Annotated in this window: 17 protein-coding genes; 10 read left to right on the top strand and 7 right to left on the bottom strand. The window is 66.9% G+C overall.

Features of this window, described 5'->3' with window-relative positions:
- The 7 genes from ACYQ6W_RS00775 to ACYQ6W_RS00745 all read left to right on the top strand — a co-directional run bounded on the left by ACYQ6W_RS00775 (position 1) and on the right by ACYQ6W_RS00745 (position 7,953).
- Positions 1-777, top strand: a complete 777-nt coding sequence (locus ACYQ6W_RS00775; RefSeq protein WP_459672935.1) for a TatD family hydrolase — start codon at positions 1-3, stop codon at positions 775-777.
- Positions 774-1,565, top strand: a complete 792-nt coding sequence (locus ACYQ6W_RS00770; RefSeq protein WP_459672934.1) for an MBL fold metallo-hydrolase — start codon at positions 774-776, stop codon at positions 1,563-1,565. The genes ACYQ6W_RS00775 and ACYQ6W_RS00770 overlap by 4 nt, the downstream gene beginning before the upstream one ends.
- Before the next feature lie 141 nt (positions 1,566-1,706).
- Positions 1,707-2,666, top strand: a complete 960-nt coding sequence (msrP, locus tag ACYQ6W_RS00765) for a protein-methionine-sulfoxide reductase catalytic subunit MsrP (protein ID WP_459672932.1) — start codon at positions 1,707-1,709, stop codon at positions 2,664-2,666.
- Entirely contained in the window at positions 2,663-2,971 is a 309-nt protein-coding gene (locus tag ACYQ6W_RS00760; protein ID WP_459672931.1) for a hypothetical protein, read from the top strand. Before msrP ends, ACYQ6W_RS00760 begins: the two co-directional genes overlap by 4 nt.
- Positions 2,972-2,988: 17 nt before the next feature.
- Positions 2,989-3,357 carry a DUF779 domain-containing protein gene (locus tag ACYQ6W_RS00755; RefSeq protein WP_459672930.1) on the top strand — a complete coding sequence of 123 codons (369 nt, stop codon included), beginning with the start codon at positions 2,989-2,991 and terminating at the stop codon, positions 3,355-3,357.
- Between the two features lie 8 nt (positions 3,358-3,365).
- Positions 3,366-3,995, top strand: a complete 630-nt coding sequence (locus ACYQ6W_RS00750; RefSeq protein ID WP_459672929.1) for an FMN-binding negative transcriptional regulator — start codon at positions 3,366-3,368, stop codon at positions 3,993-3,995.
- A 376-nt stretch (positions 3,996-4,371) separates the two neighbouring features.
- Positions 4,372-7,953, top strand: coding sequence for an AIDA repeat-containing protein (locus tag ACYQ6W_RS00745; protein ID WP_459672928.1), 3,582 nt, complete (start codon positions 4,372-4,374; stop codon positions 7,951-7,953).
- 55 nt (positions 7,954-8,008) lie between these two features.
- Here the strand turns inward: ACYQ6W_RS00745 and uxuA are convergent, their stop codons facing one another.
- The gene (gene uxuA, locus ACYQ6W_RS00740; protein WP_459672926.1) at positions 8,009-9,169 is read right to left on the bottom strand and encodes a mannonate dehydratase; all 1,161 of its coding nucleotides are present in this window, start codon (positions 9,167-9,169) and stop codon (positions 8,009-8,011) included.
- Between the two features lie 134 nt (positions 9,170-9,303).
- Here uxuA and ACYQ6W_RS00735 point away from each other — a divergent pair, with 134 nt between their 5' ends.
- Positions 9,304-10,089: an SDR family NAD(P)-dependent oxidoreductase gene (locus ACYQ6W_RS00735; RefSeq protein ID WP_459672925.1), complete on the top strand. Its 786-nt coding sequence runs from the start codon at positions 9,304-9,306 to the stop codon at positions 10,087-10,089.
- Between the two features lie 59 nt (positions 10,090-10,148).
- On the opposite strand, the gene ACYQ6W_RS00730 is transcribed toward ACYQ6W_RS00735, so the two are convergent.
- Together ACYQ6W_RS00730 and ACYQ6W_RS00725 are read right to left on the bottom strand one after the other, a co-directional pair.
- Positions 10,149-10,448 carry a hypothetical protein gene (locus ACYQ6W_RS00730; protein WP_459672924.1) on the bottom strand — a complete coding sequence of 100 codons (300 nt, stop codon included), beginning with the start codon at positions 10,446-10,448 and terminating at the stop codon, positions 10,149-10,151.
- A gap of 108 nt (positions 10,449-10,556) precedes the next feature.
- Complete coding sequence (locus ACYQ6W_RS00725; RefSeq protein ID WP_459672923.1) at positions 10,557-10,790, bottom strand: hypothetical protein; 234 nt, start codon at positions 10,788-10,790, stop codon at positions 10,557-10,559.
- Between the two features lie 188 nt (positions 10,791-10,978).
- Here ACYQ6W_RS00725 and ACYQ6W_RS00720 point away from each other — a divergent pair, with 188 nt between their 5' ends.
- Together ACYQ6W_RS00720 and ACYQ6W_RS00715 are read left to right on the top strand one after the other, a co-directional pair.
- Positions 10,979-11,257, top strand: coding sequence for a hypothetical protein (locus ACYQ6W_RS00720; protein ID WP_459672922.1), 279 nt, complete (start codon positions 10,979-10,981; stop codon positions 11,255-11,257).
- 122 nt (positions 11,258-11,379) lie between these two features.
- A complete protein-coding gene (locus ACYQ6W_RS00715; RefSeq protein WP_459672921.1) occupies positions 11,380-11,553 on the top strand; it encodes a hypothetical protein in 174 nt (57 codons plus the stop codon).
- Between the two features lie 14 nt (positions 11,554-11,567).
- On the opposite strand, the gene ACYQ6W_RS00710 is transcribed toward ACYQ6W_RS00715, so the two are convergent.
- From ACYQ6W_RS00710 to ACYQ6W_RS00695, 4 genes are read right to left on the bottom strand one after another with little or no spacing between them, the layout of a single operon-like run.
- Positions 11,568-12,368 (bottom strand): ABC transporter permease, encoded by an 801-nt coding sequence (locus ACYQ6W_RS00710; protein WP_459672919.1) that lies wholly within the window; start codon positions 12,366-12,368, stop codon positions 11,568-11,570.
- On the bottom strand, positions 12,358-13,236 hold the full coding sequence (locus ACYQ6W_RS00705) for an ABC transporter permease (RefSeq protein WP_459672918.1): 879 nt from the start codon (positions 13,234-13,236) through the stop codon (positions 12,358-12,360). Before ACYQ6W_RS00705 ends, ACYQ6W_RS00710 begins: the two co-directional genes overlap by 11 nt.
- Positions 13,237-13,261: 25 nt before the next feature.
- Positions 13,262-14,401 (bottom strand): ABC transporter substrate-binding protein, encoded by a 1,140-nt coding sequence (locus ACYQ6W_RS00700; RefSeq protein ID WP_459672917.1) that lies wholly within the window; start codon positions 14,399-14,401, stop codon positions 13,262-13,264.
- A gap of 6 nt (positions 14,402-14,407) precedes the next feature.
- On the bottom strand, positions 14,408-15,445 hold the full coding sequence (locus tag ACYQ6W_RS00695; RefSeq protein ID WP_459672916.1) for an ABC transporter ATP-binding protein: 1,038 nt from the start codon (positions 15,443-15,445) through the stop codon (positions 14,408-14,410).
- Positions 15,446-15,489: the final 44 nt, after the last annotated feature.

Raw genomic sequence — 15,489 nt, 5'->3', positions numbered from 1 at the left:
GTGCTTGTCGATAGCCACTGCCATCTCGACTATTTCAAGGACGAGGAGCTGGACGCCGTCATCGCCCGGGCCCGCGCGGCCGGGGTGGGCGAGATGGTCTCCATCGGCACCAGCCTGGAACAGAGCCGCCGCATCCTCGCCATGGTGGAGGACAAGCCCGGCATCTGGTGCTCCATCGGCATCCATCCCCAGCATGCGCATGAAGAGCCGGTGCCGGCGGTCGAGACGCTGGTTGAGATGACCCGGCATCCCAAGGTCGTCGGCATCGGGGAGAGCGGGCTCGACTATTTCTACGACACGGCGCCGCCCGAGGTGCAGAAGGCGGGCTTCCGCGCGCATATCCGCGCGGCGCGTCAGGCCGGGGTTCCCTTGGCGATCCACGCCCGCGATGCCGACGACGATATCGCTGCCATCCTGCGCGAGGAGCGGGCGGAGGGCGGCTCCTTCGACTTCCTGCTGCACTGCTTCTCCTCCGGCCGTGCCTTGGCCGAAGCCGCGATCGAGATGGGCGGCTATCTCAGCTTCTCGGGCATTCTGACCTTCCCGAAGTCGGACGAGCTGCGCGGCATTGCGGCCGATGTGCCGGCCGAGCGCCTGCTGGTCGAAACCGACAGCCCCTACCTCGCGCCCGTTCCTTTCCGCGGCAAGCGCAACGAACCCGCCCATGTCGTCCATACCGCAGCGAAGCTTGCCGAGGTGCGCGGCCTGTCGCCGGAAGACCTTGCCGCACTCACGACCGCGAACTTCCGCAGGCTCTATCCCAAGGCCGCCGCATGAAGGCCATCGTTCTGGGCTGCGGCGGCTCGGCGGGTGTGCCGCTGATCGGCGGGGCGGACGGACGCGGGGACTGGGGCGTCTGCGACCCCGCGGAAAGACGCAACCGGCGCAGCCGGTCCTCCATCGTGCTGCAGGGGAATGACGGGCGGCGCATCCTGGTCGATACCTCGCCCGACATGCGCAGCCAGCTGGTGGAGCACGGCATCGGCCAGATCGACGCGGTGCTCTACACCCATTCCCATGCCGACCATATTCTCGGCCTGGATGACGTCCGCATCCTCAACCGCATCATCGACCGGCCGATGCCGGTGCGCGGCGACGCGCACACGCTGTCGGAACTGCAGCGGCGCTTCGACTATGCCTTCCTGCCCTGGCGGCCGCCGGGCTTCATCCGCCCGGTGCTGGAGGCCGAGGCGGTGCGCCCCGGCGAGGTGGTGACGCTGGCCGGGATGGAGCTCGCGATCTTCGAGCAGGACCACGGCTTCGGCACCACGCTCGGCCTGCGTCTCGGTCGCTTCGCCTATTGCACGGATGTGGTCGATCTCGACGAGGCCGCATGGGAGACCCTGGCCGGCGTCGAGACCTGGATGGTCGATTGCTTCCAGCGTGAGCCGCACCGCACTCATGCTTGGCTCGCCCTCGTCATCGAATGGGCGGCGAAGCTCGGGGCCAAGCGCACCATCCTCACCCATATGGGCCATGACATGGACTGGGCCTGGATGATGCGGAACCTGCCGCGCGGCTTCGAGCCGGCCTATGACGGCATGGAGATCACCATCCCCGAGTAAGGCCGGAGACGGTCGTCGTGGCGGCATCCCGCCCACAGCGGTATCGTGGTGGCCGCCGTCCGCCTGCCGCTCGATGATCGACGAAACCGGCCGGGCCGTCCGAGCGTATAGCTGTCAGAATCGTCGAAGAGGGAGAGCCCGATGCTGATCAAGCGGCTGCGCGGATGGGAAAATCCGGGACGGGAGATCACCCCGGAAGCCGAGTTTCACGGCCGGCGGGCGCTCATGAAGGGGGCGGGAGCGATGGCCGGCGCCGTTGGTCTCGGCGCAATCGGCTTGCGCCCGGCGGCGGCCGACGATGCCCCGCCGCCCGGCATTCCCGCTTCCGCCATGCGCTTCAAGCCGGGCCGGGCGCTCACCGCTGAGAAGGTGGCCGAAACCTACAACAACTTCTACGAATTCTCGACCGACAAGGACATGTGGCGGCTCGCGCAGAAATTCCCGCAGCGCCCCTGGACCATCGCGATCGACGGGCTGGTGGAAAAGCCCTTCACGATCGGCATCGACGACCTGGTGAAACAGGTGACGGTCGAAGAGCGCGTCTACCGCCATCGCTGCGTCGAAGCCTGGGCGATGACGGTGCCGTGGAGCGGCTTTCCGCTGTCCAAGCTCGTGGCGCTGGCCAAGCCGACGGCGGACGCCAAGTTCGTGATGTTCACGAGCGACGAGGATCCCAAGGTGATGCCCGGTCTGGATGGGTTCATGCCCTGGCCCTATCGGGAAGGCGTGACCCTCGCGGAAGCCAACAACGAACTCGCCTTCATCGGCACGGGCCTCTACGGCAAGCCGATGCCGCCGCAGAACGGTGGCCCGATCCGCCTGGTGCTGCCGTGGAAATACGGCTTCAAATCCGGCAAATCGATCGTCAAGGTCACCTTCACGGCGACCCAGCCGAAGACCTTCTGGGCGGAACTCGGCCCCGACGAATACGGCTTCTGGGCGAATGTGAACCCAGGTGTGCCGCATCCGCGCTGGAGCCAGGCGCAGGAGCGGCTGATCGGCACGGATCAGGTCGTCGATACGCAAATCTACAATGGCTATGGGGAGTGGGTCGCTTCTCTCTATGCTGGGATGCCCCAGACGCGTAAACTCTTCATGTGATCCTGGTCCGCACCCTTTCCGTCCTGGCTGCCATCTTCCTGGTGGCTGCCTTCGCCGTCGCCAGCATCTGGCCGCCGGACATGCTGCTCAAGACGCTGCTCGCCATGGCGGACGGAACGCTGGTGCCTGGTTTGCAGACCGAGATCCAGGGCACCTCGCCCTGGGTCTGGACGAATCTGGCCTGGCCGCTGCTGGAACGGCCGGCCTGGCTGCTGCCGACGGCCATCGGCCTCGTCTTCTTCGGCGGCGCGATCAGCTTTTCCGGCTCGCGCGGCAGCACCCGGCCGCGCCGCTGGCGCGGGTAGAGACGAAGGGCAGGGCGATGGAGCAGGCCATTCCGCGCGTGACGGCAACGCCCGAGGCCCTTGCCCTAATCGGCACGCTGGCCCAGGCGAATGGCCCGATCCTCTTTCATCAATCCGGCGGCTGCTGCGACGGCTCTTCCCCCATGTGCTACGCGAGCGGCGATTTCCTGATCGGTGACGGCGACGTCCGGCTCGGCGAGATCGGCGGCGCACCTTTCTTCATGAGCCGCAGCCAGTTCGACTATTGGAAGCACACCCAGTTGATCATCGACGTGGTGCCGGGCCGCGGCGGCATGTTCTCGCTCGAGAACGGCAGCGGGCAGCGCTTCCTCACCCGGTCGCGCGTCTTCACCGATACCGAACTCGAGCATCTTCCATCCGTCTGACAGGTCAGATGTATCTGCCCCGCAGCTTCGCCGAAGACGACCCTGAGCGCATCGCCGCAGCACTTCGTGCCTATCCTCTGGCCCAGCTCGTCACCTTCGGCGAAGGCGGCCTCACCGCGACGCCGCTGCCGCTGCTCTTCGTGCCGGAGGAGGGACCGCAGGGCAGCCTGCTCGGCCATCTCGCCCGCGCCAATCCGCAATGGAAGACGGCGGATACCGCCGTCGAGGCGCTGGCCATCTTCTCGGGGCCCGATGGCTACGTCACGCCCTCCTGGTACGCGACCAAGCACGAAACCGGCAAGGTGGTGCCAACCTGGAATTACGTTTCGATCCAGATTCGCGGGCGCCTCCGCTTCACCCAGGATCCTGAGGCCCTGCTCGCCCTCGTCACGCGGCTGACCGAGGCGCAGGAGAGGTCGCGTGCCGCGCCCTGGGCGGTGTCGGACGCGCCCGCGGATTTCGTCGCGGCGCAATTGCGCGCCATCGTCGGTGTGCAGCTCGAGGTCACCGCGATCGCGGCCAAGTGGAAGATGAGCCAGAATCGCTCCCCGGTGGACCGCGCGGGCGTCGCCGATGGCTTGGCGGAAGAAGGCACGGCGGCGGCTGAAGCGCTTCGCGCCATGATGACGGACCCGTAAGCCTGCTGCGATGTCTGCGGACGGGCCTTTTCCCCGCGTGTGAAGCTCCGGCGCAAGCGTGCGCGCGTCTCTCCGTAGAGACCACCCTGAACAGGATGGTCAGCCGCAACGATGTGTGGGTCGTGTCGCGCAACGTCGCGCAGCCGTCCGAGTCAGCACAGAAGGCGGCTCATCGTTTCTTCGGCAATACGGAGGATCGCCCGCAGGCTTGCCGCGCCAGCCTGTGCGGGAGGACCTGCGCACGACCACCTGAGGCGCGGCAAAACCCAAAGGTTCCTTTTATTCGTTAATGAAACCAAAAAAATTCGTTTAATTTTCCTTAAAAATCGTCAACCGAAGGCGATCTCCCGCGGCATCTTTATGGGGCAGGAATAGAATGACGATAACGGTGGTTTCCTCCGGGGCTACCTCGACCGGGCTTCAGGTCAGCTCCGGCACGACGGTGTTCGTCCTCTCCGGCGGATCGATGGTGCAGGGGAGCATCTATTCGGGCGGTGTCGTCAGCGTCCTCTCCGGTGCGACCGAGGCTCAGCTCGTCATATCCTCTGGCGGCGTGGAAACGATCTACGCGCAGGGGTTCGCCACCAACGACACCGTTTCTGCCGGCGGCACCCAGATCGTTTCCTCCGGGGGCACCACCTACGGCACCACCGTGTCCTCTGGCGGTCTTGAGACCATCTCCTCGGGCGGCGTCGGATCGAGGGCCATTCTGCGCGCTGGCAGCCAGAGCGTTCTCTCCGGCGGTACCACCGTCAGCACCACCATCAGTTCAGGCGGGAAAGAGACTCTCGCCGGCATCGCCAGCGCGACGAAAATCGTCGCAAACGGAGGTCTGTTCGTCGAAGCGGGTGGGATCGCCAGCGGAACGCTCGTCAGCAACGGCGGTTCGATGATCCTGTCCAGCGGCGCCGTCGGCAGCCTGACGACCGTCAGTAATGGCGGGCGGGAGTTCATCAGCGGCGGCACAGCGGTCGGAACCACCGTCAACTCGGGCGGATCAGAGGTCGTCTATACCGGCGGTCTCGCGAGCGGCACGAAACTCGTCACGGGCGCGAGCCAGCAGATCATCTCATCGGGTGGCACGGCGGTCAGCACCACGATGAGTGCCGGCAGCCAGATCGTTTCTTCGGGCGGCACGGCGGCCGATACGATTGCCTCTGCCGGTGGTTCCCAGATCGTTTCTTTGGGTGGCACGACCAGCGGCACGGTGCTCAGCGGCGGGTCGGAATATGTCTGGGGCGGCAGCGCCACCAGTACGACCGTCAATTCCGGCAGCTACCTCGAGATCAAATCTGGCGGCATCGCCAACGCGACGGTTCTGAACGCAGGCGCCGTCGAAAACGTCTTCTCGACCGGCACCAACATTGGAACCGTCGTCAACTCGGGTGGCTCGGAGGTCATTGCCGGTGTCGCCAGCGGCTCGACCATCAACGCCGGAGGCGGGGAGTTCAACTATTCCGGTCTCACCAGCGGTACGGTGCTGAACAGCGGCGGCTCGGAATTCATCTACTCTGCGGGTACTGCCATCAATACGATGGTGAGCGCCGGCGGCACCGAGGTCGTCTTTGTGAGCGGGACGGCGGTCGGCACGACGGTCAGCAGTGGGGCTACCGAGATCGTTTCTTCCGGTGGCCTCGCGGTGAATGATACCGCAAAGAGCGGCGGCGTTCTGGTCGTTTCCTCCGGCGGCACCTTGGTCGTGTCCGGAGGAAGCGCTCAGTCGGCGTCCATTACGAGTGGTGGGACACTGATCGTCTCCTCGGGCGGCACAGCGACCGACGACAAAGCCGTCGGTGGAGGGACGATCGTCGTCTCGGCGGGCGGAACGGCAAACGGCGCCCCGAGCATCACCTCCGGCGGCACTCTCATCGTCTCATCAGGCGGCGTCGCCACCGGTCAAACCGTCGCTTCTGGCGGGATCGTGCTCATCTCCGCCGGTGGGCAAGTTGTCTTCGGCGAGGTCGATAGCGGCGGGACGGTGACCGTCTTCTCCGGCGGAACAGACTGGGACGACGACATCACCAATGGTGGGACGATCAACCTCTCCTCCGGTGGCGTTGCCATCAGCGCTGCTGTGTCCGGTGGCAGCTTAGTGATCTTCTCCGGCGGCACGGATATCGGGACAGAGATCCTCAGCAGCGGTGGTACCGAAGTCGTCGGCGGTGTCGCGAGCGGAACGACGGCGCTGAGCGGAGGACTGCAAACGATCCTTGCGGGCGGTGTGGCGACCGGCACGGTGTTGAGCGGCTTCGGCATCGCCACCGTCTCCTCGGGTGGGACGGCGGTCGGCACGACCGTCAGCAGTGGCGCGACCGAGATCGTCTCTTCCGGCGGCCTTGCGAGCGGCACCATCGTCAGCTCGGGCGGCTATGAGATCGTCTCCGCGGGCGGCCTCGCGAGTGGTGGCGTCGTCAGCTCCGGTGGAACGGTAATACTCTCCGGCGGCACCGGCAGTGGTATCGAGGTCAATAATTACGGGTCTGCTTTCGTCTCCGCCGGCGGCACGCAGATCTCGGCGGTTCTGACCGGCGACAACCCCTATGGGTGGGGCGGAAATCAATTCGTCTCTTCCGGCGGCACGGCCATCGGTACGTTGCTGAGCGGCAATTACAACACCATCGAATATGTCGAGAATGGCGGCGTCACCAGCTATGCCATCGTCAGCAGCGGTGGCACGGAATATGTTTCGGCCGGCGGCACCGCGATCAGCGCCACGGTCACCAGCGGTGGCATCGAGAATCTCGGGGGCGTTGACAGCGGCAGCGTCTTCGGGACCAGTGGCGCACAATATGTGTTCGGCCAAGGTGTTGCGAGCAGCGCGGTCTTGAGTGGCGGCACGCAGTATCTGTACGCCGGCGGCACCGCGAGCGGTACCACGGTGCTGAGCGGCGGCACCGAAAATGTCGGTCTTTTCTCGATCACCGGTGGCACCGCCATCTCCTCGATCATCAGCGCGGGCGGGCTCCAAAACGTCTCTTCCGGCAATGTCGCACGCTTCACGACGATCAGCGCCGGCGGCACGGAGATTGTCTCCGGTGGCGGTGAGAGTGACGCGACGGGCATTGCCGGCGGCAGCCTGATCCTGAGCAGCGGCGCGGTGACCGCGGACGGCATTACCTTCTCGGGCAGCGGCGGCGTGCTGGAGATCATGGACGGCTCGGCCGTGCCGAGCACGACCATCTCGGGCTTCGGCGCCGGAGACGTGATCGACTTCGGCTTCCTCACCTCCTCCTCGGGCGACAGTCTCGTCATCTCGGGCGATTCCGTTACCATCTCGGCGGGCGGGGAGACTTATTCCCTGACGATCGCAGGGGCGAGCACCGACGGCCTGCACCTTGCCGCGGATAGCGACGGCACGCTGGAACTCGTCGTCTGCTACTATCCCGGCACGATGATCGCGACCCCGGCGGGCGAGACCGCGGTGGATGCTCTGGCAGCCGGCGATCTGGTGACGACGGCAGATGGCCGCGTGCTGCCGGTGCGCTGGATGGGGCGCAACACCGTCTCCACCCGCTTCGCCGATCCGTTGCGCGTGCTGCCGATCCGCATCCGCGCCGGCGCGCTGGGCGAGGGGCTGCCGACGCGCGATCTGCTGGTTTCACCGGACCATGCGCTGCTGGTGGATGGCGTTCTGGTTCAGGCCGGTGCCCTGGTGAACGGCCTCTCCATCCTGCGCGAGCGCGCGGTGCCGGAGGTCTTCACCTATTACCATGTCGAACTGGAGGAGCACGTGCTGCTGCTGGCGGAGGGCACGCCGGCAGAAAGCTTCGTCGACAATATCGGGCGCATGGCCTTCGAGAACTGGGCGGAGCACGACGCGCTCTATGGCGCGGCACCCATCGCCGAGATGGCCTACCCGCGCGCGCTCTCGCACCGGCAGGTGCCCTATCCGATCCGCGAACGTCTCGCGCGTCGCGCGCAGGCCCTGTGCGGGCAGGGCCTGCGCGATACCGCCTGAGACGTGGCGGGGTGTGACGGGCCTGCGGGCCGCGCCACACCCCGTTCCGTGGAGGTCAGACCCCCACGGCCTCCAGCGTCGTCATGACGCCGCGCAGCTCGCCCAGGCCCCGCAAGCGGCCGATATAGGAATAGCCGGGATTGGAGCGGCGCTCGCCATCGAAACCCATGAGATGGCCGTGGTCCGGCCGCATGGCGATGGCGGCGCCCCGGCGCTTCTCTTCCCGCAGCAGCGTGCCGATGACCTTCACCATGTCGACGTCACCACCAAGATGATCCGATTCGGTGAAGGAGCCATCGGGCTCCTTCAGCACGTTGCGCAGATGGGCGAAGGCGATGCGGTCGGCGAAGCGTTCGGCCATGGCCGGCACGTCGTTGTCCGGCCGCGAGCCGTAGGAGCCGGCGCAGAAGGTCAGCCCGTTCGCCGGGCTGTCGACGCCCGCGAGGATCGCGGCCGCATCCTCGGCCGTCGAGACGATGCGCGGCAGGCCGAAGAGCGAGAAGGGCGGGTCGTCCGGATGGATGCCGAGCTTGACGCCGAATTCCTCGGCCACCGGCACCACCTCGCGCAGGAAGGCGATGAGGTTGGCGCGCATGTCGGCAGGCGTCACGCCGTCGAATTCGGCGATGCGGCGGGCGATGGTCTCGCGCGTGTAGCTGTCCTCGCCCCCCGGCAGGCCCGCGATGATGTTGGTCTCGATCTGGGCAATCTCGCTCTCCGTCCGGCGGGCGAGCACGCCGCGCGCCCGGTCGAGCAGTGCTGCCGGGTAATCCCCTTCGGCCCCGGGGCGCTTGAGGACGAAGGCGTCGTAGGCCACGAACTCGACCATGTCGAAGCGGAGCGCGAGGCCCGTATGCGGCATGGCGTAGCGCAGGTCGGTGCGCGTCCAGTCCACTACGGGCATGAAATTGTAGCAGACGGTGGGAATGCCGGCGCGGCCGAGGGCGGCGAGGCTGTCTTTCCAGGCGTCGATCGCCGCCGTATGGGCCCCGTTGCGCAGCTTGATCGCCGTCGGCACCGGGATCGATTCGCAGACCGACCAGCGCAGCCCCGCCGCTTCCACGATGCCTTTGCGTTCCAGCACGTCGGCATCCGTCCAGGCGCGGCCGTCATAGATGTGGTGCAGGGCGGTGACGATGCCCGTGGCGCCGGCCTGCCGCACATGGGCGAGGGGTACCGGATCGTCCGGTCCGAACCACCGCCAGGTCTGTTCCATCTGATGCCTCCTCCGGCTCCATCTTGGGCCGCAAGCTCTCCACTTCGCCCCGGCGCGTCAACCATTGCAGCCAGCCGGGGAGCTAGGCGACAAGGGCATGCGCAGGCAGGGGCATGCGCAAGGGAGAGACTGCGATGAATGATACCAAGCCCAAGGTGGCGCTCGTCACCGGCACCACCGGCATCGGCCGCGCCTCGGCGCTTACTCTGGCGCGCGAAGGCTATGCCGTGATGGCGCTCGGCATCGATGCCGCGGGCAATGAAGGGCTTGAGATGCTGGCGGTGGAGGCAGGGCTGACCGTCACGGTGCGACAGGCGGATGTGGCGGAGCCTGCGGCGGTTGCCGCGGCCGTTGCCGAGACGGTCGCGCTGCATGGCGGGCTGGATGCGATCGTCAATGCCGCCGCCATCCATCCCTATGGTGATGCGGTGGAGACCAGCCACGAGACCTTCATGCGCTGCATGGCGGTCAACGTCGGCTCCATCCATCTCACCGCCCAGTATGGCGTGCCGGAGATGCGCAAGCGGGGCGGCGGGGTGATCGTCAACCTCTCCAGCGTGCAGGGCTTCGCCTGTCAGGCGGGGGTTGCCGCCTATGTCGCGTCGAAGGGCGCGATCCACGCGTTGACGCGGGCTATGGCGCTGGATTTCGCGGCTGACCAGATCCGCGTCGTCTCGATCAGCCCGGGCTCCATCCGCACGCCCATCCTGACCCTGGCGGCGCAGACCTTCGACGGGCCGGAGGCGGATGTGGAGAGCGCCTTCGCCCGGTTCGGCGCGGCGCATCCGCTGGGCCGCATCGGCGAGCCGGAGGAAGTGGCCGATCTCGTCAGCTTCCTCGTCTCGCCCAAGGCAGCCTTCGTGACCGGCGCCGATTTCAAGATCGACGGCGGCCTCACCGCCGGAATTGGCGTGCGCTGAACACAAAAAAGCGGGGATGCCGAAGCATCCCCGCCCGTTCGTCAGTCCTGAGGACCGTCTTAGCTGGCCTGCTGGCCCGGCTCCAGAAGCTGGAAGCTGCCCGCCGGCTGCTGAGTCGCGCCAGCCTGGATGGCGCCGAGGTCCTGGTTGCCGGCCGTCGCCACCGTCTCACCCGGCTTGAGGGTGATGATGCCGACGGCCTGGTTGGCCGGCGCGGCCGTCTCGGTCGCGACAGGGGCCGCAGCCTGGCCAGGCTTCAGCAGAACGGCGTTGGGGTCGGCATAGCCCTGGGCGAAGACCGCGGTGCTGCCGAGCAGCATCAGGCCAGTGGTCGCGGAGAGGAAAAGATTGGTCTTCATGGGATGAACTCCATTCTGCTCAAATATCGCGTCGCCCAACAGATGAACGGCTCGGTTGACCCCGATATGGTGCAGTGCTGCAGAGGGAGTAATGCCCCGCGTCGCATATCATTCATAAGAAGGGATGACCGCCGCCTCGGTCACGGCGCCGTCCGGGGCGCCTGTGCGAAGAGCAAGCGCCGCCTCAATGGCCGCGACGATACGGAAGGCCTGGGTTTGCCGCCCGCGCAGATCCGCCGGATGAGCGCTGCAGCGTGAATCCTCGGACAAGGCAGCCATGACGGTTGCGACCAGCGCCTGCCGCGTCAACCCATCCTGCTCCGGCCGCTCTCTCCCGATCATCGCGCTGCTCCTCCGCGGAACGGGATTGAACGAAACAGGAACATAAAGCGGATGCAAGACGCAAAAAGGAGAGGGCGTGGGGCCGCATTCTTCACCCTCACGCAGGCATGATCGGGCGGTTGCCGCGCGCGGCCTGGCGCATCGCCGTCCGGCCGACGACCTCAAGACGGCATCATTCGGAGCGCCCCATGAACGTCCTCCCACGACTGCAGCCGCGTCATCTCCTGTACGTCGTGCCGCTGCTGCTCGCGGGCTGCGACACCTTCGGCCTCGGGGCTGACCGGCCGGCGGCGACTCCGCCTGCGGGGGCTGCCTCCAACGCGAGCGCGACGCCGCTTGCCGCGAGTGCGCAGACCGGCGCCGGCACGCAGAGCGGTCTCAGTGGCGGGCCGGAGGGCGGTGCGACCCAGGCAGGGGCGGCGATCGGAAACACGGCGGGCGCGGGCGCCGCACCCACCGGGCCGTGATGACGAAGGTGGCAGATGGCATCCGCATGTTTCCCGCTTGAGAGGGCGACAACCGCAATCGCGGCGTGCTAGCCTGCGCCTGTCAACCGCAATCGGACCGTGCCGGGCTGGAGAGGCTGCCTATGCCCTTCGATGGAACCAATTTTCACGAACCGCCACCGCCGTCCTCCGGCCCTGAAATGCCGAGTGACAAGGTGCTGAGCCGCTTCATCCTGTTTTTGGCGATCTCGCTGATCATCACGCCCTTCTCGATGTTCGGGCTGGTCGATCTGGTCAATTCGCTGCTCGGGAAATAGGGTCGGGCGCCGCCCTATTTGTGCAGGCTCGCCGCCCGGCCCATCAGGCGCTGAGCCAGCAGCACCGGCCCGATCGTCAGCAGGATCACCACGAAGACGACGACGTTCACCTCCGGCAGATGCTGGCCGAGGCGGATCGCACCGAAGATCCATAGCGGCAGTGTTGTCTGTGCGCCCGCGGTGAAGGTCGTCACGATCACCTCGTCGAAGGAGAGCGCGAAGGCGAGCAGGGCGCCAGCGCCGAGGGCGCTGCCGATCATCGGCAGGGTGATGAGGCGGAAGGTGCGGAGTGGGCCCGCTCCGAGATCGGCCGAGGCTTCGGCCCAGGAGGCGGGCAGCCGTCGCAGCCGCGCCACCACGTTGTTGTAGACGATGACGGTGCAGAAGGTCGCGTGACCGATGACGATGGTCCAGAAGGACAGCGGCATGCCCCACAGGACGAAATAGGAATTCAGCGCCATGCCGGTGAGGATGCCGGGCAGGGCGATGGGCAGGACGACTGCGAAGGAGACCGTCTCGCTCACAGCGCCCCGCATCCGATGCACGGCCATTGCCGTGAGGCCGCCCATGAGCATCGCGAGCGCCGTCGCGACGACGGCGACTTCCACGGAGAGCCACAGCGCCGCGCGTACCTCCCCGTCGTTCCAGGTCAGCGCGAACCACTTCAGGCTGAAGGCTCCGATCGGCCAGCCCTGAATGTTCGAGGCCGAGAAGGCATAGAGCATGATGATGGCGACGGGGATGAAGAGGAAGGCGAGGATCAGGCCCACCGCGCCCCACAACAGCCAGGTGCCGATGCCGGGTCTAGAGTGCATCGAAGGCTCCCGTGCGACGGGCGATCAGCAGATAGCCCGCCATCACCAGCAGCGGCAGGATGGCGAAGGCGGCGGCGAAGGGAATGTTGTTGGAAACGCCCACGTTCACGTAGACGACGTTGCCGATGAAATCCGACCCCGGGCCGCCGACCAGGAGCGGCGTCACGTAATCGCCGAGGGTCAGCGAGAAGGTGAAGATGGAGCCCGCGACCAGGCCGGGCAGCGTGAGCGGCATGACGACGCGGCGGAAGCTGCGCCATTCCGCGGCACCGAGATCGGACGAGGCTTCCAGCAGGCTCGGCGGAATCCGCTCCAGCGCCGCGAAGAGCGGCAGGATCATGAAGGGCAGCCAGAGATAGGTGAAGACGATCCACATCGCCCAGTTGGAGTAGCCGATGGAAGCGCCGGGCAGGCCGAGGCCGTGCAGCGCCCAGTTGAGCGCCCCGTCATGGGCGAGGATCAGCCGCCAAGCATAGACGCGGGCGAGATAGCTCGACCACAGCGGCAGCATGACGAGGGCCATCAGCACCGCGCGCCCACGCGGCCCGGCATGGCGGGCCATGACATAGGCGAAGGGCCAGGCGAGCAGTGCATCGGTCAGCGTCACCGCCGCCGCGATGCCGATGGTGCGGAGCGCGATACGCCCATAGGTCCAGCCCGTCAGCAGGGTGCGGAAATTCTCCAGCGTCCAGCCCGGTTCGATCTCGCCCGACAGTTCGTTCACCGTGTGCAGGGAGGAGACGAACATGGCGGCGAGGGCCGCGAGATAGAAGGCCAGGAACCAGGCCGCGGGGAGGGAGAGCAGGGCGGCGGCGCGCCAGCCGGGGCGCCGCCAGAGCAGCGCTTCCAACCGGGTGCCGATCGTCATGCCCGCCGCGCCCCGCGCCAAGGCCTCAGCCCTTCACCTGCTGCCAGGCCTGCTGCCAGGCGCCATAGTCCAGGCAGTCGGTCTTTCCATTGCCGCAGGCGCGGAGCGGCGTCTTCCAGAAATGGATCTGCTCGAAATAGCTCGCGGGGGCATCGGCATGGTACTGCTTGCAGGCGCCTGGCTGCTGCGTGTCCATCTCGGCACAGGCTTTGGTATTCGCCGGCGTCTCGCCGAAATAGATCGCCTGCTGCGCCTGTACCTTCGGCGTGGTGACGTAGTTGATCCATTCATAGGCGCAGTTCGGATGCGGCGCCTTGGCCGAGATCATCCAGCTGTCTGCCCAGCCGGTGACGCCTTCTTTCGGTAGCGTATCGGCCACGGGCACCTTCGCCGCCTGCAACGTATTCGTCTGATAGGGCCAGGCCGCACCCATCGTCACGTCGCCGTTGCGGAAGAGGTCGATCTCGTCGGAGGCAAGGGCCCAGTATTTCCGCACCAGGGGGCGCTGCTGCTTCAAGAGCTTCACCACCGCATCCATCTGCGGCTGGGTCAGCTCGTAGGGGTCGGTGATGCCGAGCGACGGATCGGTCTTCGAGAGATAGAGCGCGGCATCGGCGATCTGGATAGCGTTGTCGGGAACGGTGATCTTCCCCTTGTTCGCGGCGTCGTAAAGGACGGACCAGGAGGTCGGCGCCGGGCTCACCTTCTCGGTGTTGTAGAGCAGCACGTTCGGGCCCCATTCATAGGAGACGCCGTAATGCACGCCCTTCACGGTGTTGAAGTCCGGGGCCTGCAGCGCCGGGATGAAGTCCTTCCAGGCGGGAATGAGGGCGACGTTGATGGGCTGGACGTTATGGCCGTAGATCAGCCGCAGCGTGGCATCGCCGGAGGCCGAGACGAGATCATACTGCCCGCCGCCGCCGGAGCGCATCAGCGCCACCATCTCGTCGGAGGAGCCCGCATATTTGCGGTTGACCTTGCATCCCGTCGCGGCCTCGAAGGGCTTCACCCAGTCGTCCTGCGCATAGCCTTCCCAGGCGACGATGTTGAGCGCGCCTTCACCCTTGCCGATGCTCTGCAAAGGTTCCGCCGCCACCGCCGCTTGGGCGAAGGGCAGGGCGAGCGCGGTCGCGAGGGCGGCCAGGCGTGTCAGTGACGGTCTCATGGTCTCCTACTCCCTTGATGCATCGGTGGTGGTGAGGGGCCAGGCGGCTTCGGCCGCCCAGGCGGCGGTCACGCGGTCCCCGGGCGCGAGGCGCGGGGCGGCAGCGGCGAGCCCGCCATTCTGCTCGACGGCGGTGATCCGCGTGCCGTCGGCGGCGTCCAGCAGGAAGCGCGTCACCATGCCGAGATAGCTTGCGGCGGTCACCGTCGCGGTGACCTGCTCCAGCCCTTCGGCGGTGGCACCTTCCGGCAGTAGGCGGATCTTCTCTGGCCGCAGTGCGTAGCGGCGTGCACCACGCGTGAGGATATTGGTGACACCCACGAAGCCCGCGACGAAGGCGGTGGCGGGCTGTTCGTACAGCACCCAGGGGCGCGCCACCTGTTCGATGCGCCCATGGTTGAAGACCGCGATGCGGTCGCTCATCGTCAGCGCCTCGTCCTGGTCGTGCGTGACATAGATGAAGGTGATGCCGGTGCGCTGCTGCAGGGCCTTCAGCTCCACCTGCATCTGGTGCCGCAGCTTGAGGTCGAGCGCGCCGAGCGGCTCGTCCAGCAGCAGCACGCGGGGGCGGTTGACGATGGCCCGGGCCAGGGCCACGCGCTGGCGCTGGCCGCCGGAAAGCTGGCCGGGCCGGCGTTCCCCGAAGCTGTCGAGCTGTACGGCGGCCAAAGCCTCCGCCGCACGGGACAGCGCCTCCGCCTCCCGCACCTTCTTGGCGCGCAAGCCGTAGGCGACGTTCTCGGTCAGCGTCATGTGCGGGAACAGGGCGTAGTCCTGAAAGACGGTGTTCACGTCCCGCCGGTAGGGCGGCAGGCGGGACAGGTCCTGCCCATCCAGCGTGATGCGCCCTGCATCCGGCTGTTCGAAACCCGCGATCATGCGCAGCGTCGTCGTCTTGCCGGAGCCGGAGGGGCCGAGGAAGGTGAAGAACTCGCCGGCCTGGATGTCGAGATCGAGATGCGCGATGGCGGTGGCGCCGCCATACATCTTGCGCACGCCCTCCAGGCGGATGATGGGCGCCCCGTCGCCTGTTGTCGCCACCATGCCTCCGCCCGCTCGTTACGCCGGCCCCATCCTGTCCGGGGGGA

Source organism: Acidisoma sp. 7E03, from assembly GCF_054665075.1.
This window is presented reverse-complemented; position numbering and strand designations above follow the sequence as displayed.